We start from the raw sequence: 22,446 nt of genomic DNA on the forward strand, positions 1-22,446 counted from the left end.
ATCGAGGGATTTTGGTATCGTTACTTTGTATCAACGGAAGGGGTGCAAAGGATGGAAAAGGTGGCATTGCAGTTATATTCAATCAAGGAACTGACAGGAACTGATTTTCTCGGGACGCTCCGGAAGGTTGCGGAGACCGGCTACGATGGCGTCGAATTCGCCGGTTATTTCAATACTTCCGCTTCGGATCTGAAGAAAGCGCTGGACGAGTATGGCCTGCAGGCGGCCGGCAGCCATATCGGCGTATCCGAGCTGACGGATCACCTGGATCGGACGATCGAGTATTCGCAGGAAATTAATAGCGCTTACATCATCTGTCCCGGTCTTCCGGAGGAAATGAGAAACAGCGCTGACAGCTACAAGCGTACTGCAGAGCTGTTCAACCGCATCGGCGAACGCTGCAAGCAGAGCGGTATCCGCTTCGGTTACCACAATCACGGCATTGAATTTGAGAAATTCGATGGCGAATACGGGCTGGACCTGCTGGTGAACAATACGGACCCTGATCATCTGTTCATCGAGCTGGATACATATTGGGCGGAGCACGCCGGACTGCGCTCGGTGGACTTTATCAACAAATACAAAGAGCGCTGCGCCATTCTGCACATCAAGGATATGAAGAGCCTGGAGGACAAGCGGAATACGGAAATCGGTTCCGGCATCATGGATTTCCGTGCCATTACGGCGGCAGGGAAGCAGTACGGCGTCAACTGGTTTACGGTCGAGCAGGAGGAATATGAAATTCCGCAGCTGGACAGCATCGGCCAGAGCCTGAAGTATTTACGGGAAATTTTGTAATTCTGGTACAATCCCATTTTATATATGAAAAGGAGAATGAGTCATGGCGCAAAATACCGATAGAGTATTGAAGGTAGCAATCGTTGGTTGTGGAGGCATCGCCAACGGCAAGCACATCCCGAACCTGGTTAACCAGAAAAACGTAGAGCTGGTGGCTTTTTGTGACATCATCGAAGAGCGTGCCATCGAGTCCGCCCGCAAAATCGGCAAAGAGGATACGATCAAAATTTACACTGACTACAAAGAACTGCTGAAGGATGAGAGCATTGACGTCGTGCATGTGTGCACACCGAACAAATCGCACTCCTTTATTACGATCGACGCCCTCGAAGCAGGCAAACACGTGATGTGTGAAAAGCCGATGGCCAAGACAGCCAAAGAGGCAAGAGCGATGGTCGAAACCGCCAAGCGGACCGGCAAGAAGCTCACGATCGGCTATGACAACCGCTATCGTCCGGATTCCCTGACCCTCAAGCAAATTTGCGAAAGAGGCGACCTCGGCGACATTTACTTTGCGAAAGCGCATGCGATCCGCAGACGCGCCGTGCCGACATGGGGTGTGTTCCTGAACGAGGATGAGCAGGGAGGCGGACCGCTGATCGATATCGGTACGCACGCGCTGGACCTGACGCTCTGGCTTCTGGACAACTACAAGGTAAAGAGCGTCAAAGGCAACGTGTACTACAAACTCGGCGACAAGGAAAGCCCTGCCAACGCTTTTGGCCCATGGAAGGCGGAAGAATTTAATGTGGAAGACTCCGCGTTTGGCTTTATTACGATGGAGAACGGCGCAACCGTCATTCTGGAAGCGAGCTGGGCGCTCAACACGCTTGACGTGGGCGAAGCTCAGGCTTCCCTGTCCGGTACGGAAGGCGGCGCGGACATGAAGGACGGCCTGCGCATCAACGGTGAGGACCTTGGCGTGCTGTATACGAAGAAGCCGGAGCTGAAGACAGGCGGAGTCGCCTACTTCGCTGGCAATTCCGAGAGCCAAGCCGGCAGAGAATGCCGTCTCTGGATCGAGAGCATTCTGAACGATACCGAGCCGATGGTCAAACCGGAACAGGCTCTGGTCGTAACGGAAGTTCTGGAGGCCATTTACGAGTCGGCCCGTACCGGCAAAACGGTATATTTCGACGACCAGCTTGTCACGGCCGAAGGATAAGTTCAGCCTGCCAAAAACAATACGCTACAATCAAGTACAACCGTCCGGCTGCTGCCGGGCGGTTTTTTTCGTTGAAAGGCTCGTCCGCAGGAGAGCTATTCCCACGCGCTGTCCCGGATCAGCGGTGATGTACGGGTAAAGGCTGGATTCTTGGTTTCCGAGGATCCGGCTTTTTTTGCCTGAAGGGGATGCGAGGCTTGTCCCCATAGGCGTCGTGTGTAGACGTTTGTACCTAATTTGTTGATCAATTTGTGTACAAATGCTAGAAGCTATTAAAAAATAGGAAAAATTGGCCGAATAGTAATAATGAACGTTAGTTTTTTGTAGGAGGTTCAACCTAAACAAATCGATGAATTGGGGAAAATGTACTAGATTTCGCACCTTTCATTTTAGTAGCAAAAGCTGCTGTAAGCGGACCTGGTGATTACGAATGGAGCAACGTGCTCAGGAGGGCTTGATGATCAAACTGTATATGCTTGGGATCAAGAATGTTTCTGCGGCGCATTTCGATCATTTTATGAAACGGGTCTCTCCCGAACGAACCAGACAAGTACGACGAATCAGAAACAGGAGGGATGCTGTAAGAAGCCTGTTCGGCGAAGTCATGGTGCGCTGGGCGGTGAACCAAGTAAAGCCTGCTGCCGCCTTTTCCAAGCCATGGACACGCAGCGAATTTGGCAAACCGGCCTTTGCAGACGAACCGGATATTCACTTTAATCTTTCCCATTCCGGAGATTGGGTGGTAGCCGCCCTCGGCCCGTCTGAACTTGGAGTGGATGTCGAGCAGGTGCTCCCTGTGAACCCGGGAATGGCTGAATTATGTTTTTCACCCGCTGAACTCGGAATGCTTCAACACTTGACCGAAGAAGAGCGGCTGAACCGGTTTTATGACATCTGGACGCTCAAAGAAAGCTATATCAAGTGCATCGGCAGAGGATTAAGTCAGCCGCTGGACTCATTTACGATCATGGTTCGTCCGGACGGAAAAATTGAGTACAGCGGTCCCGACATTGAAGCACGCAATTATCAGTTTATGCTGATCCCGATGGAAGGACCCTATAAGCTCGCGGTCTGTACGAAATCAAAGGGGCCGATCGAAATTTATACGCCGGAAATGGATCAACTCTTGGATATGAAGATGTTTCAGGTTAATTTCTGAAATGAATGGAAATATCCATGAAAATTATGGTAGACTAGGTTTGCGAAATGAACAATTTATAGTTACTAATTATTCATTAGTATCTATAAAAATGTATATGTAAAATCCATAGGCAAAACTGCTGAAAAGCAGTGACGCAAAGCTATAGGGACTACTTCCGAAACGGGATATGTCAGCCAGTTGCAGATGAATTGGTGAGCTGTGGTTTGCATTCCCATAGGTTGCTATTTTTTTGCCCTGAACATGCTGTTTTCGCCACAGGGAGGTGTGATTCGTACAAAAACCAAGATCGTTTCTAGCATGGCCAGGTGGATAGGCGCCTGTAAGATTACATAACAGAGAGTCAGACAAAAGGAGAGAAACGAGAATGAGCAAGTTTAAGCAATTTTTCAAGAAGTGGCGGTTTAAAAATTTAAGTATTGTAAGCAGAAGTATGCTGCTGACCAGTCTTTATATTTTCATCACCGGGGCTGTCGTCATTGGCGCAAGCTTTTATATTCAGGGCACCGTTCTGACCGAGCAGCTGCAGTCGGATTCCGGTAAAACGATGGATGCCCTGGTGAAGAGCGTATCGGTACAAGATGTCGAGCAGGCCAAGGATGTTAAGGATCCCAACGCCGCTGTCCAGCAAAAGCTAACGGGTATCTTTGACGAGCTGTCCCGTACGCATCCGAATATTGCCCAAGGGTATATTTTCGGGCCGGAGCTCGAAGGAGGCAATCAAACCTCGATTATTTCGATGCCGTCGGCTGTGCTGGAAATGTTCGCCAAAGATAATTTGCATCTGGGCGACCTGTACGAGCAGCCTAAAATTCATGCCGATGCCGTCCGCGAAATGCTGAAAACAAAAAAACTGGTGTTTACCAAAGCATATACAGATAACTATGGTACATGGATCACGGTCCTGTATCCGTTCCAGGATGCAGGCGGCAACATCTTCGCCTACATGGGCATCGACGTGGATGCCAGCCTGGTCTCTACCGGTCAGAATGATCTGCTGCGCAACACGCTGTTCGCCCTGCTGATTACGCTGGTGATCGTACTGGCGCTGCAGTATTACACGAACAGACGGACGTTTGCCCCGATCAAATCGTTAATGACGGCGCTGGACAAGCTCAGCAAAGGCGATTTTACCGTACAGCTGAAGGCTGGAGACGATGAGCTTGGGCAGGTTAACGCCAAATTCAACACGATGGTGAACCAAATCAACGAGCTGGTAGGGACGATTAAAAAAGTATCGGAGCAGTCGGCGGAGCAGTCGAAGTTCCTGTTCTCGGCTGTGGAGAACAATAACAAAAACTCGTTGGCCATTACGAAAAATATTGAACAAATGTCCGAGCGGGTTGCACTGCAAAGCACATCCATCACGGAGAGCGTCGTTTCGCTGGAGGAAATTTCGTCAGGCGTCAACACGATTGCCGGCAATACGTCCGAGCTGTCGGACATTTCGATGCAGATGAAGGATCAGTCGGAAAAAGGGAACGAGAACGTTGAGCAGGTTATCGAGCAGATGAATTCGATCAACCACTCGGTTAAAAATTCCGTGGACATTATTGAGAAGCTGCAGGTCCGTTCCCAGGAAATCGGCCAAATTGTTCAGGTCATTACGGAGATTGCTTCCCAGACCAATCTACTGTCCCTGAACGCAAGCATCGAAGCGGCGCGGGCCGGCGAGGAAGGCCGGGGATTTGCCGTGGTAGCCGATGAGGTCAAAAAATTGTCCGAAGAGTCCAGAAGATCCGCCACGCAAATTATCGAGCTGATCCGCTTTATTCAGGATGAGACCGCACTGGCCGTCGAGGCCATTAGCGAAGGCGAGCAGAACGTCGCCAAAGGGATTGAGGTCGTCAAGGAAACCGGCTCCCTGTTTAAAGGCATGATGATCGCGACCGATTCGGTTACGAGCCAAATTCAGGAGGTATCTGCAGCGACGCAGCAGATGGTTGCCGAAACCGAGCAAATAACGGCTTCCATTAAACAGCTTGCGGAACTGGCGGAGAAAAACTCAGCCGTATCCAGCGAGATCAAGACGAGCGCCCACGAGCAGCAGGCTTCCTTTGACAGAATTTATGATTCCGCCAATCAGATGAACCAGGTGGCTGACCAATTGGAAACCTTAGTCGATAAATTGCGGGTGTAATCATGAAGGAGCTGAACATTTTGAACACAACATCGATAAGCGAGCGCAGCAAGGCATACTGGTCCCAGGAACTCGAGCTTCCTCTGCCCGGACTCAATCTCTACACGGATGAGCCGGTGCGGGAAATTCAGCCCGATTTGCTGCGGATCACGGAAACGCTGGACTTGGGACCGGAAGAGGCTGCTGAACTGAGCCGGCTGGGCAACCCTCGTGCCTGGTGGCTGGCTGGTTACGCGGTGTTCCTGTACAGGATGAGCGCCGATCAGGATTTGCTGCTTGGCGTGGTGAGCCGGCAAGGAGAACTGCTGCCGCTTCGCGCAGCGATCAGCGGACAAGATACGTTCCGGCAGGTCTATGCCCGGATCGAAGCCAAGCTGGGAGAGCTGGACGCTGCGGATTTGAGTCTGCAGGAGCTCGAAGAAATGATAGGCCAGCCCCTCGGCTATCAAGCGGTGTACGGCGAGGTTCATGAGAGCCGCCCTGCTTGGCTGGGCTGGAATGTTCAGGCGAAATCCGGTCGTTGGACGATGAGCATTGCCTATGCACGCCAGCTGTTCCGGGAACAGACTGTGCGCAAGTTCAGCAGGCATTACGCTCAAATCGTTCGCGGTGCGCTGCGGAACGCGGATCTGGAAATCAGCCGCCAGCCTTTTCTGCTGGAGGAGGATCGGGCCGCTTATACTGCTTTGAATGATACGCAGATGGACCTTCCGGAACAGCCGACGATCGTCCGGATGATGGCTTCCACTGTAGCGAAGTATCCGGACCGGATCGCCGTCACTCAAGATGGGCAGCAGTTAACCTACAGGCAGCTTGACCGGCAGTCCAACCGGATTGCGAACATACTGCTGTCCAAAGGGCTGCAAAAAGGGCAGTTCGTGCCTATTTTCATGAAACGGAGCCTCGAAACGATTGTTTGCATGCTTGGGGTTATTAAGGCAGGAGGGGCTTACATTCCGCTGGATCCTTCCCATCCGGATGAAAGAAACGCCTATATTATTGCTGACACGCAAACCGGGATGATCCTGACACATGCTGAATATGTGGACCGTCTGGAAACGCTGCTTTCCGGTTTTGACAGGAAGCCGGAAATTCTCCCATTGGGAGAACAGGCGGACTCCTATCCGGAAGAAGCATCCCCGGTTGCCATTGAGCCGGATGATCTGGCCTATATCATTTATACGTCCGGTTCCACAGGCAAGCCGAAAGGAGCCCTGATCGCTCATCAAGGCGTCGTCAACTTGGCAGAGTCCACGCGCAGGGAGATGGATCTGACCGAGGAGGACGTGATTCTTCAGTACTCCACGTTCAGCTTTGACGCGTCGGTCTATGACATTTTCGGATCGCTGGCCTGCGGCAGCCGGCTGCATCTGCTCACCGATGAGGAGCGTTTCTCCATCGACGCCTTCACCGCGGCGGTGGTGAAGCAGCAGGCGACGCGCGTCGCCATTCTGCCGACCGTTTTCTTCAACCAGCTTGCCGCCCATTTGCCTGAAGAGGATGCGCCCAAATACGGGAACATCAAGAGCATCATCGTCGGTGGCGAGGCGTTGTCGGGAGAGGCCGTACGCATGCTGCAGAAAAAGCTGCAGGTTCCGATCGTCAATCTTTACGGTCCTACCGAGATTACGGCGGTGGCAACCTCCCATATCGTCGATTATCCGGTTCCGGACGATCTGACGACAGTATGTATCGGAACGCCGCTGAGCAATTATGAATTGTACATTGTCAGCGAGCACGACGAGCTGTGCCCGATCGGAGTTACCGGCGAGCTCTTGATCAGCTCCGTCGGCGTGGGCAAGGGGTATTTGAACCAGCCCGAAAAAACGAAGGAAGCCTTCATCACCGATCCGATTACGCCGGAGTCGGGCAAGAAATTTTACCGTTCGGGTGATATGGTCCGCCTTCTTCCGAGCGGACTGGTGGAATATCGGGGGAGAAAGGATGCCCAGGTAAAAATCCGGGGCTTCCGGATCGAGATCGGAGAGATTGAGGACAATCTGGCAAAGCATGAGTCCGTCAAGGATATCGCTGTCATTCCAAGAACCGAAGCGGACGGAACCAAAGTGCTCGCTGCCTTTTATACGTCAAATGACGGGCAGCCGGTTGCTTCCAAGGACCTCGCCCAATTTTTAGGCCAAAAGGTGCCCGGCTATATGGTTCCCAAATATATGTGTTTCGTGGATCAAATGCCGCTGTCACCGACAGGGAAAATCGACCGCAAAAAGCTGGCGGCCTTCGAGATCGTGCCGGAAGAGGACGATTCGCCGTATGAAGCCCCGGTCACGGCTATTCAAAAGGAAGTGGCCGCTGCATGGGAGAAAGCGCTTGGCCAGACGAGAATCGGCATCCACGACGATTTCTTTGAAATCGGCGGCTACTCTTTGAAAATATTGGAGATCCTGGTGCTGCTCAAGCCGAATTATCCGCAGCTGAAGATCAACGATTTCTTCGTCTACCCGACGATTGCCGCATTGGCCGGCCGGATCGAAGTGCTGGCCCATGAAGCGTCCACAGCCGAGGAGGCATTCGGTGAGGACGTTCCGCTGCAGGATTTGGCGGAGTTTCCGCTGAGCTTTTACCCTAAGGATCCTGCCGAAGGGCGGGTATTCACGCAGGAGAACATTTTGCTGACCGGCGCGACCGGCTACCTTGGCTCTCACCTGCTGTACGAGCTGCTTCGCCAATCGAAAGCTTCGATTTATTGTCTCGTTCGGCCATCCGGCGTGCAGGAGCCTTATGCCCGGCTGGAACAGACGATGGTCGGATACTTCGGGAATGAAGTCAAACGTCTGATGGACAATCGGGTCATCGCCGTGCAGGGCGATCTGGAACAGGAGCATTTAGGATTGAGCGGGGAAGTTCGGGACATGCTGGCAGATCGCCTGGACTCCATCCTCCATTGCGGTGCGGAAGTCAAGCATTTCGGGGAAGCGGACTATTTTGCCAGGGTCAACGTGGACAGCACGAACCGTCTGCTGGCATTGGCTAAGTCCAAACCGGGCGTTCGGTTCCATTTTATTTCGACGCTCGGCATTCCGGAAGATTTGGCGCTGAACGGCCAATGGGCTTCGATCACGACCGGCTCCAGTTATGACGAAGCTTACGTCGAGAACGTCTATACCAACAGCAAGCTGGCTGCCGAGAAACTCGTCGTGCAAGCCGGCCGGGAAGGCCTTGCAGCTTCCGTGTATCGCGTAGGCAATTTGTCCTGCCGGTCGGATAACGGCTTATTCCAGAATAACATCGACAACAATGCGTTTTACCGCATGCTTAAGGCGATGCTGCTGCTTAAAAAAGCGCCGGATGTGCGCTGGGAAGTCGATATGACGCCGATCAATTACGCAGGAGAAGCCATTACCGCCTTGGCGCTTCAGGACGCGACCGTCGGACGTATGTTTCATATCTGCAACCCGGTCACGGTATCTTATCGAGACATGGTGCGGTTCTTCCAGGCATACGGTTATACGATCGACTTGACCGACTGGAAGGAATACGAGCAGTGGCTTCTCGATCCGAAGCAGGCCAAGGACCAGGCGGGCCTGGAGCTGGCCATGGCGCAGCTGGAGGGGGACGGCGCGAAAAACTCCAATTACCGCTACGCATGCCCGCAGACGCTCGAGTACCTCGAGGGGACCGGGGTCCAGTGTGCTCAGCCGGATGAGGGTTATTTCCGCAAGCTGATCGCTCATGCAGTCAAGGTAGAGTATTTTGAACAGCCCGAATAGTCGGGAGAATTGTTATCTTTGGACAAACCCTTGGGCCATACTGCGGCAAGCAGATCGTCATGAACCTGGCAAGGAAAGAAAAAGGTTAGAACGTGTTAGAAATAAATACAGAAACGGACGAAAGCGAATAGTATAGCCGGAGCAGTATGAGAAGCTCGAGTTTTGCAAGGCAGGGTGGGCATAGTATTGTGGAATCTGCGACCGCAGGACATAGCAGACAAAAGCGAGATCTCGTATCATATAGCGCGACAATCAATTCACCAGCAATGTTAACAGCAACACACCAGCAATTCGCGAGCAATTCACCGAGCAATACACGAGTAATTCACCAGCAAGAGCCAGCTTTAGTAATGAGCAGAAGGGTAGAGGAAGAACCGGCCCAGTAATCGCATGGATAACAGCAAAAGCACCGTCAAGAAGCAAAAGCTTGAACCAGGTCCGCCGAATGATAATAAGTAACAATACTAGAAAGACAATAGCACCTAATAGCGGCAGGACGTTAGCTATACGACTGTGAAATTGAAATGAATGAATGGTAAAGAACAATACAGAAAGACAGATAAGGAACAACAATCTGCGGGACTTAAGCAATACTAAGGGGATTTGCGGAACTTTGCGGGCTCTTTCGGCAAATGATATTTCCAGCCATATTAGCATTCCTAGTCATACCACTCATCCTTTTCCATGTTTGCTGAATATTGAAATCGAACGACATGATGCCGTTCGATTTTTTTTTTTTTGCAATCCCTTGAACCTTACGCTGCGTAATGTTTTATATTAGAGCTACCGGTACAAGTCTTCGCGAAGCAAGGGGATGATTATGAACACGCAGTGGAAGGTCGGGGAGCTGGCGGCCATGACGGGACTGACGATCCGAACGTTAAGGTACTACGATCAAATCGGTTTGTTTTCTCCGTCCGGGCATACCGAATCCGGTCACCGGATCTATAACGGGCATGATTTGGCCAAATTGCAGCAAATATTGTCTCTGAAAGAGCTGGGATTGTCGCTGGATGAGGTCAAGGAAATCGTGGATGGGAACGAATTCAGTCCGCTCGACATTGTCCGGATCCAGACGGACCGCCTGAGAAGTACCATACGGTTGCAGCAGCGGCTCCTGCAGGAGCTGGAGAACGTATCAGCTCTTCTGCAGCATGACCAAACGTTGACGGTCAACGAGTTTACCGCGCTGCTTGAAGTGATGAAGAAGAGCAAGGAAAAGTTCTTTTTGGAAAAACGGACAAGCATGGAGCGCAGCCTCGACCGGCTCGGGGAGGCGCTTGGGGAAAGTAAGCCGGATCCCAAGAATGAAACCATCCAAGGAGGCCATAACCATGAATAACGAACGATCTGTCATTCACGAAACATTTGTCATTGAGCGCAATTATCAAGCAGCACCGGCGAAGGTATTTTCGGCCTGGTCTGATCCGGAGCTGAAGTCAGCTTGGTTTTCGAAAGCTGACAGCTTCGAATTTAAGGTGGGGGGGCGCGAAGTCAATGCCGGCGGTCCTCCGGACGGTCCGGTTTTCACCTATGATGCAATCTACCAGGAGATCGCCGAAAACGAGCGGATCGTCTATACGTATACGTTAGACCAGGGGAGCAACCGAATGTCCATATCGGTTGTGTCGGTGCAGTTCCAGGCGTCTGGGCAAGGCACGCGGCTGATTTATACGGAGCACGGGGCGTTTCTGGACGGGCTTGATACAGCCTCGATCCGTGAGCACGGGACCAGGATTATGCTGGATAAGCTGGGCGAAGTCGTAGCTGAGTAGCCCGGTCAAGGTGGTCATTGCAAGATGCAGTACTGCATTCAGATACAAGGAGGTCGCCTCAGGATCCTGAGGCGCCTTTTTTTGCTTTGAAGGGTCGGTCTTCAGTCTTCAGTTAGAGGTGCCGACGTGTAGAAAAAACCGAATGCATACCGCATGGACTCTGCTATCATATAGATGATGAGGATTTATACATACAGAAGGAGGGGATTCCATTGAACCGAAACAAAGGGCGCAGGGTTGTACCCTTAGGTGAAGCAGCGGTTGTGGTGCACCTTGGCGACACGGTCAGCGAAGATTTGCACCGTGAGATTCAGGAGCTGACCCGCCGGATTGAGGCAAATCCCTTTCCTGGGTTTGTCGAATGTGTTCCTGCGTTTACGAGCGTGACCGTATTTTATGATCCATTCGAGCTTGATTTACCGCTGCACGAAACAAGCCGGATGGATTATGTGCAGTCCCTTCTGGAAACTTATATGGCGGACATCCAGGGAACGCCCGAAGCGGAGCCGGTGGTGATCGACATCCCGGTATGCTATGGAGGCGGGTTTGGCCCGGACTTAGAAGAAGTCGCCTCCATCAACAACCTGACCACTCCGGATGTGGTCCGCATCCATACAGCTCAAACCTATTTGGTCTATGCGGTGGGGTTTGCTCCCGGGTTCCCTTATTTGGGCGGGCTCGACGAACGGATCGCCGCGCCGCGTAAACCGTCGCCGCGGCTTGCGATTCCGGCCGGGTCGGTCGGAATCGCGGGGACGCAGACGGGAATCTACCCGGTGGAAACCCCGGGCGGCTGGCAGATCATCGGCCGGACGCCGCTTCCCCTGTTCAGGCCGGATCAGGATCCGCCCGCGCTGCTGCGGGGCGGGGAATATATCCGGTTCCGTCAGATTGACGCGGCGGAATACGAGCGGATCAAGGGGGCGCAGTCATGAGCATAACGGTCATAAAACCCGGTCTGATGGCGACGATCCAGGACTTGGGAAGATCCGGCTACGGCAAGTACGGGATCATCGTCTCCGGCCCCATGGACCGATTTGCGCACCGGACGGCCAATTGGCTGGTGGGCAACGATGAGGGCGACGCCCTCATCGAGGTGACCTGGTCGGGGATGTCCGTCCGCATGGAGCGGGAGATGTGGGTAGCCCTGACCGGAGGGGATTTATCACCGCAGATGGACGGTGTACCGGTTCCGATGTGGAGACCCGTCTTTGTCCGAAAGGGCAGTACACTCACATTCACTGGGCCGAGGGCAGGCTGCCGGACGTATTTGGCTGTTGCAGGAGGAATCGATGTGCCTGAAGTTCTTGGCAGCCGCAGCACGTATATCCGTGCCGGGATCGGCGGCATGAAGGGAAGGGCGCTGAAGGCAGGGGACATCATTCCAGTAGGGACCGGCAAAGGCCGGTTACGGCATCCATCCACAAAGGGAACGCAGCCTTTTGATGCGGTGAGGTGGGCGGTTCCGGCCTCGGAAAGGCCCGCTTACAGCGAGCACCCTTACGTCCGGATCGTCCGCGGACCGCAATTCGGCGATTTCGACGATGTGAGCCGGCGCGCGCTGCTTGATCATGATTTCCGGGTTACGCCCCAATCGGACCGGATGGGGTACCGGCTGGAAGGTCCGCGGCTGCAGCTTCACCGCCCGCAGGAATACATATCGGAAGGTGTGACGATGGGGACCGTGCAGGTACCGTCTGATGGGCAGCCGATCATTCTGATGGCCGACCGCCAGACGCTCGGCGGCTATCCAAAGATCGCCCAGGTTGCCGGTGCGGACCTGCCGGTGGTTGCGCAGACACCGCCCGGTTCAGCCCTCCGCTTTAGGGAGATCAGTCAGACGGAAGCGGAACAATTATGGATGGATCAGGGCATACGGTTAAGGCGGCTTGCCCGGATGATTGCCCTTAAATTAAAGGAGGACGGATGGCTTGATGGGTTGGATTGACTTGAACTGCGATATGGGGGAAGGATTCGGCGTATACCGGATCGGGGCCGACGAAGAGCTGATGGGGGAAATTACGTCCGCCAACATCGCCTGCGGGTACCACGCCGGCGATCCCTCCGTCATGCGGAAGACGGTGAAGCTGGCTTTAAGCCGCGGGGTCGCCATCGGCGCGCATCCCGGTTTGCCGGATCTTGCCGGCTTCGGGAGAAGAAACATGGATATTTCGCCTGAGGAGGCCATGGATTTGGTGACGTACCAAATCGGCGCACTGCAGGCGATTGCCAAACAGGAAGGCGGGCGCCTTCATCATGTCAAACCGCACGGCGCCCTGTACAACATGGCAGCGGTCTCCGCTCCCCTGGCGGATGCAATCGCCGAAGCTGTCTGCCGCACGGACGAGTCCCTGATTCTCTACGGCCTGGCAGGCAGCGAGCTGCTGGCTGCGGGGGCAAGGTACGGGCTAACAACGGCCAGCGAAGTATTCGCCGACCGTACGTATCAGCCCGACGGCACGCTGACGCCCCGCAGGCTGCCTCACGCGCTCATCACGGACACCGATCAGGCGGTTCGGCAGGTGATTCGCATGGTGAAGGAAGGCAGGGTATCTACCGCGGACGGAGCGGAGGTGAGCATTCAGGCCGACACGGTCTGCCTTCATGGCGACGGCGAGCACGCCACAGCCTTTGCCAGGGAGCTTCGGGCACGCCTGGAAGCGGAAGGCATTGGAGTCAGGCCTGCAGCAGTATGACTCTGTCATCAATAAAACCGCAAAAAGACAGTCCGTCAGGCCCTTTATGCCTGATCCGGACTGTCTTTTTGCAGTTCTGCCGCATGATTCAGCAGGCCCAGCTGCCTCACGTAAGGTCTCAGCTCGTCGACGGAATCCAGAAAGTTCGTATACACCCGGATCAAAGTCGCGTTCGGTTTATCCTGTTCCAGCTCCCGCCGAAGCAGGTCGATCACTTCCAGCAGCTCTTTCTGAATCCGCTCCGGCTGCGGCAGCTCTTGGACCTTTTGGGCAAAATACTGCAGAAACTCACCCAGGTTCGACCGCCGGGTCGGGAGGTCCACCGGATTGATGTCGTTAAAATAGGCGCTCGACACCTTGAGAATCGGGACCGGCTCCTTATCGATCATGTCGCGGATGACCGCGTCCATCCGGTCTACGCAAAACCGGGCCAGTTCCGCCATCGGACAGGCGATGGCCGTTTGGACGGCATGGGACAAATATTCCCGCGACATGCCGCGGTAGATCGCCACGATATCCCCGAGATAAGGGGAGATGGAATCGCCGTATGCTTCGTAGAAGCAGTCGCGGTGCCACGTCAGAAACGCGGCGCGCTTTTTTTTCCATTCCACCTGGAAGTTTTCGTTAGCGGTGATCGGCAGCTCTTTGAACTCGCTCGTAAAAAAGTGGTTTTCCAGCATGTATTGAAGCTGAAACTCGATCTTGCGCCGCAAAATTTCCTTCGGCGGGTCCCCCGCCAGCCGCAGCGAGCGATCCAGCTCCCGGGCTTGCTCAAACATCGTCCGGTGCACGAAGGTGAAAACGCCGGTAAACAGGTCCTCTTTGGAAGGAAACACTTTATAAATGCTGCCCTTGGCCATGCCGCATGCTTCCGCAATGTCCTGCATGGAGGCGGCGAAATATCCTTTTTCTTTAAAAATACGCATTGCCATATTGATGATCTGCTGCTTTTTGATTTGCTCCATCCTTACCACCCCTACACATTTTGACATGATGTCCGCGAAGGGTCAACAAAGGAATTGACACAAAAAACTCAGGAGTCATATAATGAACTAGCGAGTTTTATGCGGATATTTAAGTTGACAGGAGGTGAGCCAAAGCGAGATGCTTTGGCGTGAAGTATGAAAATTTCGGATCAGATCGAAATGCTGGAACTGTCCCTTTCCATGGGCGATCGGGAGATGGTGATTCATCCTGTGGTCATCCGTGATAAGGATTCCTATGTATTGGTAGACACGGGGATGCCGGGCTGCTACGAAAAAATCGTAGAGCTCATGTCTCAGGCTGGGATCGACCCTGCCGCCCCTCATTCCATTATTCTTACCCACCAGGATATTGACCATGTGGGCAGCCTGCCTCAATTTAAGGGCGAGGGCGTGGAGGTATACGCACATGCGGAAGACCAGCCTTACATCGACGGGCTCAAACCAATGATTAAATTTAGCGGGGACCGTAAAAAGGGACTGCTGGAGTCGCTGCCGACCCAATTAGCTGAAGCCTTTGAGGCGACCTTTTCCGGAAAGGTGACCAATGTGACCCGCCTTCTTGCGGATGGCGAGAAGCTGCCGTTCGGCGGGGGACTGACCGTCATTTATACACCGGGCCATACTCCAGGGCATATCAGCCTGTATCACGAGCCGAGCAAAACATTGATTACCGGTGACGCCATGGTCGTTAACAACGGCGAGCTACAGGGACCGAATCCGCCGGTGACGCCGAATATGGACGAAGCGATGCAGTCGATCACCAAATTCAAAGCCTATCCGATCGAAAACGTCATCTGCTATCATGGCGGTCTGTACCAAGGGGATGCCGGGGCGCGAATCGCTGAACTGACTGAGAGCCTGTAATGACAGACACCGCAAGCTTGAACAACAGCCGTTTGAGGAACAACAAATGGCTGCGGTTTTTGGTGACCTGCGTGTTTGCCGTCATCGGCGGATTCATCTTCCAATGGATCCATATGCCGATACCATGGCTGCTGGGCTCCATGGTTTTTGTCATGATCGGCTCCAAGCTGTTTAAAGGCGTTTCTTTCTTTTGGCCGGGGCAGGTACGCAATACGGGAATGATCATCATCGGTTATACGATGGGATTGTCTTTCACCTTGTCCACGCTGAAGCAGATCGGGCATCAGCTGCCGACGATGGTTCTGTTTACGGCGCTGCTGCTGGTCGTTGCTGCGGCGATCGCTTTTATGATCGCTTTTCTGTCGGGAATCCCGTTTCCTACGGTGCTGATGGGCAGCATTCCCGGGGGGCTGAGCCAAATGATCACGCTGGCGGAGGAAGTGGAGGGAATCGATTTGACGGTCGTGACCTTTCTTCAGGTGTCGCGGCTGATCATGATTATTTTCTGTGTGCCTTTCTTGATCTTCAGCCCGCTGTTCCATACCTCGGGATCGCATGCATCAGGAGCCGCATCTGCGGCGACATCGGCTGATTGGTCCGCCCTGTTTCCGCATATCTGGCTTTTCGCGGTGGTATGCGTCGTGTTTGCCTTGGTGGGCAAACGGATCAAATTTCCGACAGCCTTTCTTCTGGGGCCGATGATCGGCACCATCCTGCTCAATTTATCAGGATATGAGGGACATTCGCTCCCGCCGGTGGTCCTTAGCCTGTCGCAGCTGATGATGGGCGGGTATATCGGATTGCTGCTCAAACCGGAAAATTTGAAGCACAAAGTGAAAATCATTTTGCTCGCCATATTGAGCGGTGTCGTGTTGATCGCATGCTCCCTCGGGCTCAGCGTGCTGCTGACCAAGTTTCACGCGATAACGGAAGTCACGTCATTTCTCAGCCTTTCGCCAGGCGGCATGGATCAGATGGCGCTGATCGCCAAGGAAGTGAACGGCGACCTGTCGGTCGTCACCTGCTATCAGTTGTTCCGGACCCTGTTTATCTTTTTCGCCGTACCGCCGCTGCTCAGGCTGATCTTCAGATCGATGCTTAAAGGGAAAAAAATGGCCAACAGGCCGATGTGATCTATCAACAGCGCACCCACATGTTTTATCTATTCAACCAGTCATCGCTTTTCGGCCTTGGCTGTTTTTTTATCTTTAGACCACCAGCCGACGCTGCGCCACGCTAACCCTGCGAATGCTGCTGTGTTATGCTTTTGCTGCTGCCGAATATCTTCTATACTATAGTCATTATCGGGTTGACCTATTTGGGAGGAACATAGCGCATGAGCATATCACATCAATCGAGTGACAAGCCGGTCCAGGTATTTCCGTGCCTGACGGCGGTTTCGCCTGAGGAGTGGCGGGAGTCCGAGCCGTTCATCCGGCGTTTTAAAGCCAAATCGCGAATATTCCAGCGGGATGATGCGGCGGCATATGGTATGTTCCTTCTCAGTGGAACTGCGAGGATTACGGTGATCGGCGAAAATGGCTCCGAATCCGTCATCAACCTGCTGACGGCTGGAGAAATTTGCTCACTCTTGGTGCTGAGCGGTCTGAGCGGGCGCGAGTATCCCGGTGAGCTGACTGCCGAGACCGAAGTGGAAGTACTGTTTGTGGGGAAAAGCAGCTTTATGCGTTGGGTACAGGAGTACGAGTCTATTCGCGCCACCGTGTTCGGCGGGCTGCTTGACGGCATGCTTCGCATGGTGGAACGGACGCAGCAGCGCCAGACCCTCCCGCTTGACAACCGCCTTGCCGGAGCACTGCTGCGAATGACGGCCGGGGAAGCGCCGACGGTTCGGATCACCCATCAGGAGCTGGCCGAAGAGGTCGGTTCGGTTCGCGAAGTCGTGACAAGGGCACTTGCCCGGTTTCAGCGGAAAGGGTGGATCGAGACCAGCCGGGGAACGGTCCGTATTTTGCAGCGCAAGCTGCTGGAAGAGGAGTTTGGTGACCTGGTCACAGAGGAATCCGGAGCTTCCTGCTAAAGTGGGTTCATGCATCTCATGCATAGAAGATCCAAGAGGAGGAATTTCCATGACCAACCTGCTGATGACCGGGGACAAAGCCCCGCTCTTCCAATCGATCGACCAGCACGGCGATCCGGTGTCGCTGGACCAATTCCGCGGCCGCAAGGTGCTGCTGTCGTTCTTCCGTAATGCGGCTTGCGCTATGTGCAATTTACGCGTTCATCAAATGATCCAGAGGTATCCCGACTGGCGTCGCAAGGGGCTTCAAGTCATCGCGTTGTTTGAATCGCCGGAAGCGAACCTGCACAAGTATGTAGGCGCTCAGCAGGCGCCTTTTTCGCTCATTGCCGATCCGAATGCCGACATCTATAGCCTGTACGGAGTCGAATCGTCGGAATCCAAGACGGAAGCTACATTAGCGCTGCCGAATGTTCATGAACTGGCAGATGAAGCGGCGGCGGCCGGTTTTCCGCTTACGCCTGAAGAGGGGGCCAATTTCCACCGCATTCCGGCCGAGTTTCTGATCGATGAAGAGGGGATCGTAAGGACCGCATATTACGGAAAGCTGATTACCGATCACCTTCCTTTCGAATGGGTGGACCGGTTCGCAGCGTCTCCCCGGAGGGGGCACTTATGAAGCCGGAGAATCGGTCACGCTAAAAGCCGCTGAAATAAGGCGAGACAATCCCTTACCATTGTATAGATTGTTTGGGACCCAAACAGTCATAGCAGGAATTTCCTTGCTTTGGCTGTTTTTTCGTTTTTTTAAATTATTCCTTGAAAGGAATATTCCAATGTGGTAATATTTGGTCAGGAGGCATGAAGATGAACACGACAACTTTGACTGCGCTTGCTGAGCCTAACCGGCTGCATATTATTGAGCTCATTCGCGACCGTGGTCCCCTGACCATCGGAGATATCGCAAATCGGCTTGAACTCAATCAGCCCCAGACATCCAAGCATGTCCGGGTTCTTCACGAGGCCGGCCTCGTTGAAGTGCAGCCTGCCGCCAATCGGCGAATCATTAAGCTGCGTACCGAACCATTTCAAGAGCTGGACCACTGGCTTGAGTCTTTCCGATCGATGTGGGATGACCGTTTGGACCGCCTGGATGAATATCTGCGGGATATCCAGGGTCTCGATCACTCGGATTGACCGGTATGCATACAGAGAGCTGGGCGTTATAGCACTTCTCTTTGAGCAGAAGGACGCTATGAATCCAATACATTTGTCATAAGCGAAGGAGGAAATGAAGATGACTGTTAACCGTGCGACAGACAGTAAGGTGATGATTACCCGGGTATTTGACGCTCCGCGTGAACTGGTGTTTCAAGCGTGGACCGAGCCGGAGCGTCTGGCACAGTGGTGGGGACCGAAAGGGTATGAGCTGCACATCGCCAAGCTGGATCTTCGCCCAGGAGGCATATTCCTGGGAAGCCAGCGCTCTCCTGAAGGGCATGTGATGTGGGGGAAATTTGTTTACCAGGAAATCATCGCCCCCGAAAGGCTCGTCTTTATCCAGTCGTTTTCGGACGAAGCAGGAAATACCATCCGAGCTCCTTTCAGCGAGCAATGGCCGCTGGAAGTCATTAATGAACTTATGTTGACAGAGAGCGGCGGGAAAACCACCATGACGCTGAGCGGCGGGCCGTTCAATGCCACAGAGGAAGAGCGCGCAGCCTTTGAAGGAATGCGTCCTCATGTCCAAGAAGGGTTCGTCGGAACATTCGATCAACTGGACGCCTATTTGTCTCAGAATAAGTAGTGGATTTTGACGAAATCAGACTTATGAAAGGAAGTGGCATGATTGAATCCGGAAGTTACTGAATACATTGATCGGCTTCAACTGCCTTGGCAGATTGAAGTGTGCACGAAGCTTCGTGACATGGTTCATCAATCGATTCCAGGTGTCGAAGAACGGATACAGTATAAAAAACCGCATTTTTTGAAAAATGGTCATTATGCTGCGGTCATTTCACCTTCTAAGGATGCAGTTGCATTTATGATCATGAATGCGGAAGGCCTGGATCTTCCCAAAGGTCAATTCGATGGACCACCGGAAAGGAAATGGATGAAAATCCGCGATGGCGAGCCTGCCGACTATGATATGCTGTCCAAGTATCTGATCCAGGCTTCAAGCGGACTATAATATCCGAATCCGGGTCTTGATTATTAGATTAATCCATCATATGGACCCAAAAAACATCGCGTATGTCGTGATGTTTTTTTCTTTTAAACTCCAAGATGAGCTCCTTTAAGACTGCATGGATGCCCCTAATTCTTCCAAGTCATGTTTTAACCACTCCATAAAACGGCGGGAGACCTGCGAATGGGTCTTTTCTTTGCGCTGGATGACGCCAAGGTAGACAGGGCCGTGATCCGGCAGATCGAAGTCAAGAATCGCGATATTGTCCTTGCGGAAGGCCGGTTCGTTCATAAACGAAAAGTTGAGCCCGATGGTCACGGCGCCATGGTTCATGCACGCCCTGAAGATCAGATCCCGGTTATTGGTGGTGAAGAGCACGTCTACCGGGCCATAAAGTGACTGAAAGTCGTCCATATACCACTTCACATAATCGTCGTTATAGAGGACGACGGTCTGCTGCCTTAATTCTTCAGGACCGACCACGGGCTTCAGGGCGAGCGGCGACGCGCTGCTGATGCCGGCGACCATGTGCACAGGGAGCAGCCGCTCGAAAGCAAGGCCGGTGCGTTCGATCAACCGGTTTTTGAACAAAATGATGAGTCCGAGATCGCTTTTGTCCTGGTTCACATCGTCAATGATGTCCTGCGAGCCTTTTTCCACGATCTCCAGCTTCACGTCCGGAAACTTCTTTTTAAATTCGATCACGACACGCTCAAGAAGAGACATGGGGCTTGGTATAGTCGCCACCCGCAGCCGGCCCTTGACCGTACCCGAAAATCCGCGGGCGGCCTCCAGCAGATCTTCATATTTCTCCAGCGTTTCATACGCTTTTTTGATAATGATTTTGCCTTCGGGAGTCAGGGTGACTCCGGATTTGGACCTGGTAAAAATGCTGATCCCCCACTCCGATTCCAGACTGGTGATGGCTTGGCTGACCGCTGAAATCGTCACGTGAAGCTGCTCGGCCGCTTTGGAAATCGAACCGGCCCGCGCCACCTCCACCAAGTACTCCAGCTTTTCCGTATTCATGAAGCATCGTCCTTTGATCTTTAAGTTTTTCTTAAACGAAATTCAATAGGTTTAAATTTTGCTGAATCTCAAGACATGTTAACATAATGATGTGAGATACGAAAGGAAGGGATTCATGATGAGACTCGAAGGAAAAGTTGCACTGATTACTGGTGCCGGCGCAGGGATTGGCAAAACGACGGCTCTCCGCTTTGCGGAAGAAGGCGCCAAAGTCGTCGTTACCGATATAAATCAGGACAGCGCCAAGCAGACGGCTGCGGAAATCACGCAGGCCGGCGGCGAAGCTGCAGCATTCCGTCATGATGTCAGCAATGAGGACGAATGGAAAGAAATTGCGAATGCTGCGGTTCAGCAGTTTGGCCGCATCGATATTTTGTTCAACAATGCCGGCATTTATTTCATCAAGCCGCTGGCCGACATCGAACTGGCGGAATGGAACCGGATGATGGCGATCAATGTGACCGGCGTTTTCCTTGGGATGAAGCACGTGATGCCGCTCATGGCCAAGCAAAAGGGTGGCTCCGTCATTAACGCATCCTCCATTGCGGGGCTGACGGGCGCATCCGGCCATATCGCTTACGGAGCTTCTAAAGGCGCGGTCCGGACGATGACCAAGGACGCCGCGATCGAATACGCAGCCGCAGGCGTTCGGGTGAACTCGATCCATCCGGCCTACATCAACACCGCCATGGGCGCTTATGCGTCCGAGGTGAGCCAAATGTCCGAAGCCGAACTGGGTAAAAAGGTAGCGCCGATGGGCCGTTTCGGCACGGTGGAGGAAGTAGCGAATCTGGTGGTATTCCTGGCATCGGACGAGTCGTCGTATTCCACGGGATCCGAATTTGTCATCGACGGCGGGGCAACGGCTATCTAAGAGTCTGTATATTAAAGTGAATTCATAGGAGCGTGTTCAATCATGAAATTTGATTCCAAAGTAGCGATTGTTACCGGCGGCGCCAGCGGCATCGGGGAAGCGACGGTACGGATGTTTGCTTCCGAAGGGGCGAAGGTCGTTATCGCCGATTTTTCGGACAGGGGCCAGACCCTCTCAGAGGAGCTGAACGCACAGGGATACGATACGCTGTTCGTCAAAACAGATGTGACGCAAGAAGCCGAGGTACAGCGAATGGTCGAGCAGACGGTCGCCAAGTTCGGCAAGCTGGACATCCTGTTCGCCAACGCGGGTATCGCCAAGGACGGACCGGCGGACCGGTTATCGTCGGACAGCTGGCAGCGGACGATCGACATTAACCTGACCGGTGTATTTTTAAGCGACAAATATGCGATCCAGCAGATGCTGGCCCAAGGAACGGGCGGGGCAATCGTGAACTGCGGATCCATTCACAGCCATGTGGGCAAGGCGGGTGTCACGGCCTATGCTTCCGCCAAAGGAGGGGTGAAGCTGTTGACCCAGTCAATGGCAGCCGATTATGCCGCCAAGGGCATCCGGATCAATGCGGTGTGCCCGGGATATATCGACACGCCGCTCATTCAGGGCAGGGACGAAGCCATAACCGCACATCTGACTGCCCTTCATCCGATGGGGCGGCTCGGCAAGCCGGAAGAAGTCGCCAAAGCCGTGCTGTTCCTGGCGAGCGAGGATGCTTCCTTCATCACTGGCGCCAGCTTGCTGGTCGACGGGGGATACACGGCGGTATAATAAAAGTACCTGCTGGGCATGATAGAGTACTAAACCGATACAGCGCAGAATATGGAGTGGGGCAACCCCGTAATGCTCCTGTTCTGCGCTTTTTTGTATTGAATGATGCCTGAATACTCTTAGGATATGGAAAAAGAAATTCGCTTATCAACTTGATCACAACGGGTAAGACCGGGTGGGAGTTTTCGATTTTGCTGGTCGGAAATGCCGTGTTTTGGTGGACCCGGGTATTTTTTAAGCGGAAAACAGAGTGAATATCGTGAGCAGCAGAAGGTGA

The 22,446-nt window shown here is 53.3% G+C and carries 21 protein-coding genes and 1 riboswitch; of the genes, 19 read left to right on the forward strand and 2 right to left on the reverse strand.

Going from position 1 to position 22,446, the window contains the following annotated elements; genetic code table 11:
- The first annotated feature begins 60 nt into the window (after positions 1–60).
- From GCU45_RS30345 to GCU45_RS30390, 10 genes are all read left to right on the forward strand, one after another.
- Positions 61–798, forward strand: a complete 738-nt coding sequence (locus tag GCU45_RS30345; RefSeq protein ID WP_163873271.1) for a sugar phosphate isomerase/epimerase family protein — start codon at positions 61–63, stop codon at positions 796–798.
- A gap of 43 nt (positions 799–841) precedes the next feature.
- Positions 842–1,963 (forward strand): Gfo/Idh/MocA family protein, encoded by a 1,122-nt coding sequence (locus GCU45_RS30350; protein ID WP_152403588.1) that lies wholly within the window; start codon positions 842–844, stop codon positions 1,961–1,963.
- Between the two features lie 457 nt (positions 1,964–2,420).
- Complete coding sequence (locus tag GCU45_RS30355; protein ID WP_167527292.1) at positions 2,421–3,122, forward strand: 4'-phosphopantetheinyl transferase family protein; 702 nt, start codon at positions 2,421–2,423, stop codon at positions 3,120–3,122.
- 101 nt (positions 3,123–3,223) lie between these two features.
- Positions 3,224–3,310: riboswitch (cyclic di-GMP riboswitch) on the forward strand.
- Between the two features lie 179 nt (positions 3,311–3,489).
- A complete protein-coding gene (locus GCU45_RS30360) occupies positions 3,490–5,262 on the forward strand; it encodes a methyl-accepting chemotaxis protein (RefSeq protein ID WP_152403590.1) in 1,773 nt (590 codons plus the stop codon).
- Positions 5,263–5,282: 20 nt separating this feature from the next.
- The gene (locus tag GCU45_RS30365; protein WP_152403591.1) at positions 5,283–8,990 is read left to right on the forward strand and encodes a non-ribosomal peptide synthetase family protein; all 3,708 of its coding nucleotides are present in this window, start codon (positions 5,283–5,285) and stop codon (positions 8,988–8,990) included.
- A gap of 820 nt (positions 8,991–9,810) precedes the next feature.
- A complete protein-coding gene (locus GCU45_RS30370; RefSeq protein WP_152403592.1) occupies positions 9,811–10,332 on the forward strand; it encodes a MerR family transcriptional regulator in 522 nt (173 codons plus the stop codon).
- Positions 10,325–10,765 carry an SRPBCC family protein gene (locus GCU45_RS30375; RefSeq protein ID WP_152403593.1) on the forward strand — a complete coding sequence of 147 codons (441 nt, stop codon included), beginning with the start codon at positions 10,325–10,327 and terminating at the stop codon, positions 10,763–10,765. The genes GCU45_RS30370 and GCU45_RS30375 overlap by 8 nt, the downstream gene beginning before the upstream one ends.
- 212 nt (positions 10,766–10,977) lie before the next feature.
- Positions 10,978–11,700, forward strand: coding sequence for a 5-oxoprolinase subunit PxpB (gene pxpB / locus GCU45_RS30380; protein ID WP_152403594.1), 723 nt, complete (start codon positions 10,978–10,980; stop codon positions 11,698–11,700).
- Positions 11,697–12,713 (forward strand): 5-oxoprolinase subunit C family protein, encoded by a 1,017-nt coding sequence (locus GCU45_RS30385; protein WP_152403596.1) that lies wholly within the window; start codon positions 11,697–11,699, stop codon positions 12,711–12,713. The genes pxpB and GCU45_RS30385 overlap by 4 nt, the downstream gene beginning before the upstream one ends.
- Entirely contained in the window at positions 12,700–13,461 is a 762-nt protein-coding gene (locus GCU45_RS30390; RefSeq protein WP_152404659.1) for a LamB/YcsF family protein, read from the forward strand. The genes GCU45_RS30385 and GCU45_RS30390 overlap by 14 nt, the downstream gene beginning before the upstream one ends.
- A gap of 44 nt (positions 13,462–13,505) precedes the next feature.
- Here GCU45_RS30390 and GCU45_RS30395 read toward each other — a convergent pair whose 3' ends face one another.
- Positions 13,506–14,426, reverse strand: a complete 921-nt coding sequence (locus tag GCU45_RS30395) for a TetR/AcrR family transcriptional regulator (protein WP_167527293.1) — start codon at positions 14,424–14,426, stop codon at positions 13,506–13,508.
- A gap of 156 nt (positions 14,427–14,582) precedes the next feature.
- Between GCU45_RS30395 and GCU45_RS30400 the strand changes: the two genes are divergently transcribed.
- The 7 genes from GCU45_RS30400 (at position 14,583) to GCU45_RS30430 (ending at position 19,483) form a co-directional block, all read left to right on the forward strand.
- A complete protein-coding gene (locus GCU45_RS30400; RefSeq protein ID WP_152403599.1) occupies positions 14,583–15,311 on the forward strand; it encodes an MBL fold metallo-hydrolase in 729 nt (242 codons plus the stop codon).
- The gene (locus tag GCU45_RS30405; protein ID WP_152403601.1) at positions 15,311–16,444 is read left to right on the forward strand and encodes an AbrB family transcriptional regulator; all 1,134 of its coding nucleotides are present in this window, start codon (positions 15,311–15,313) and stop codon (positions 16,442–16,444) included. The genes GCU45_RS30400 and GCU45_RS30405 overlap by 1 nt, the downstream gene beginning before the upstream one ends.
- A gap of 203 nt (positions 16,445–16,647) precedes the next feature.
- On the forward strand, positions 16,648–17,352 hold the full coding sequence (locus GCU45_RS30410) for a Crp/Fnr family transcriptional regulator (protein WP_152403603.1): 705 nt from the start codon (positions 16,648–16,650) through the stop codon (positions 17,350–17,352).
- A 49-nt stretch (positions 17,353–17,401) separates the two neighbouring features.
- The gene (locus tag GCU45_RS30415) at positions 17,402–17,971 is read left to right on the forward strand and encodes a peroxiredoxin family protein (RefSeq protein WP_152403605.1); all 570 of its coding nucleotides are present in this window, start codon (positions 17,402–17,404) and stop codon (positions 17,969–17,971) included.
- Between the two features lie 188 nt (positions 17,972–18,159).
- Positions 18,160–18,489 (forward strand): ArsR/SmtB family transcription factor, encoded by a 330-nt coding sequence (locus tag GCU45_RS30420; RefSeq protein WP_244364733.1) that lies wholly within the window; start codon positions 18,160–18,162, stop codon positions 18,487–18,489.
- A 100-nt stretch (positions 18,490–18,589) separates the two neighbouring features.
- Positions 18,590–19,099, forward strand: a complete 510-nt coding sequence (locus tag GCU45_RS30425; protein ID WP_152403609.1) for an SRPBCC family protein — start codon at positions 18,590–18,592, stop codon at positions 19,097–19,099.
- Between the two features lie 42 nt (positions 19,100–19,141).
- Complete coding sequence (locus GCU45_RS30430; RefSeq protein WP_152403611.1) at positions 19,142–19,483, forward strand: DUF1801 domain-containing protein; 342 nt, start codon at positions 19,142–19,144, stop codon at positions 19,481–19,483.
- Between the two features lie 105 nt (positions 19,484–19,588).
- On the opposite strand, the gene GCU45_RS30435 is transcribed toward GCU45_RS30430, so the two are convergent.
- A complete protein-coding gene (locus tag GCU45_RS30435) occupies positions 19,589–20,509 on the reverse strand; it encodes a LysR family transcriptional regulator (RefSeq protein ID WP_152403613.1) in 921 nt (306 codons plus the stop codon).
- A gap of 118 nt (positions 20,510–20,627) precedes the next feature.
- Here GCU45_RS30435 and GCU45_RS30440 point away from each other — a divergent pair, with 118 nt between their 5' ends.
- Positions 20,628–21,383, forward strand: coding sequence for an SDR family NAD(P)-dependent oxidoreductase (locus GCU45_RS30440; RefSeq protein WP_208837176.1), 756 nt, complete (start codon positions 20,628–20,630; stop codon positions 21,381–21,383).
- 42 nt (positions 21,384–21,425) lie between these two features.
- Positions 21,426–22,169, forward strand: a complete 744-nt coding sequence (locus GCU45_RS30445) for an SDR family NAD(P)-dependent oxidoreductase (protein WP_145134386.1) — start codon at positions 21,426–21,428, stop codon at positions 22,167–22,169.
- The last annotated feature ends 277 nt before the right edge of the window (positions 22,170–22,446 follow it).

This window comes from Paenibacillus cellulositrophicus, from assembly GCF_009363095.1.
GTDB lineage: Bacteria > Bacillota > Bacilli > Paenibacillales > Paenibacillaceae > Paenibacillus_AQ > Paenibacillus_AQ favisporus.

Excerpts from the sequence above, each read along its gene's own strand:
- GCU45_RS30425 (WP_152403609.1), top strand. The coding sequence starts at position 18,590 with ATGACTGTTAACCGTGCGACAGACAGTAAGGTGATGATTACCCGGGTA.
- GCU45_RS30370 (WP_152403592.1), top strand. The coding sequence starts at position 9,811 with ATGAACACGCAGTGGAAGGTCGGGGAGCTGGCGGCCATGACGGGACTG.
- GCU45_RS30400 (WP_152403599.1), top strand. The coding sequence starts at position 14,583 with ATGAAAATTTCGGATCAGATCGAAATGCTGGAACTGTCCCTTTCCATG.
- GCU45_RS30415 (WP_152403605.1), top strand. The coding sequence starts at position 17,402 with ATGACCAACCTGCTGATGACCGGGGACAAAGCCCCGCTCTTCCAATCG.
- GCU45_RS30445 (WP_145134386.1), top strand. The coding sequence starts at position 21,426 with ATGAAATTTGATTCCAAAGTAGCGATTGTTACCGGCGGCGCCAGCGGC.
- GCU45_RS30385 (WP_152403596.1), top strand. The coding sequence starts at position 11,697 with ATGAGCATAACGGTCATAAAACCCGGTCTGATGGCGACGATCCAGGAC.
- GCU45_RS30375 (WP_152403593.1), top strand. The coding sequence starts at position 10,325 with ATGAATAACGAACGATCTGTCATTCACGAAACATTTGTCATTGAGCGC.
- GCU45_RS30420 (WP_244364733.1), top strand. The coding sequence starts at position 18,160 with ATGAACACGACAACTTTGACTGCGCTTGCTGAGCCTAACCGGCTGCAT.
- GCU45_RS30395 (WP_167527293.1), bottom strand. The coding sequence starts at position 14,426 with ATGGAGCAAATCAAAAAGCAGCAGATCATCAATATGGCAATGCGTATT.
- GCU45_RS30355 (WP_167527292.1), top strand. The coding sequence starts at position 2,421 with ATGATCAAACTGTATATGCTTGGGATCAAGAATGTTTCTGCGGCGCAT.
- GCU45_RS30440 (WP_208837176.1), top strand. The coding sequence starts at position 20,628 with ATGAGACTCGAAGGAAAAGTTGCACTGATTACTGGTGCCGGCGCAGGG.
- GCU45_RS30410 (WP_152403603.1), top strand. The coding sequence starts at position 16,648 with ATGAGCATATCACATCAATCGAGTGACAAGCCGGTCCAGGTATTTCCG.
- GCU45_RS30390 (WP_152404659.1), top strand. The coding sequence starts at position 12,700 with ATGGGTTGGATTGACTTGAACTGCGATATGGGGGAAGGATTCGGCGTA.
- GCU45_RS30405 (WP_152403601.1), top strand. The coding sequence starts at position 15,311 with ATGACAGACACCGCAAGCTTGAACAACAGCCGTTTGAGGAACAACAAA.
- GCU45_RS30350 (WP_152403588.1), top strand. The coding sequence starts at position 842 with ATGGCGCAAAATACCGATAGAGTATTGAAGGTAGCAATCGTTGGTTGT.
- GCU45_RS30435 (WP_152403613.1), bottom strand. The coding sequence starts at position 20,509 with ATGAATACGGAAAAGCTGGAGTACTTGGTGGAGGTGGCGCGGGCCGGT.
- GCU45_RS30360 (WP_152403590.1), top strand. The coding sequence starts at position 3,490 with ATGAGCAAGTTTAAGCAATTTTTCAAGAAGTGGCGGTTTAAAAATTTA.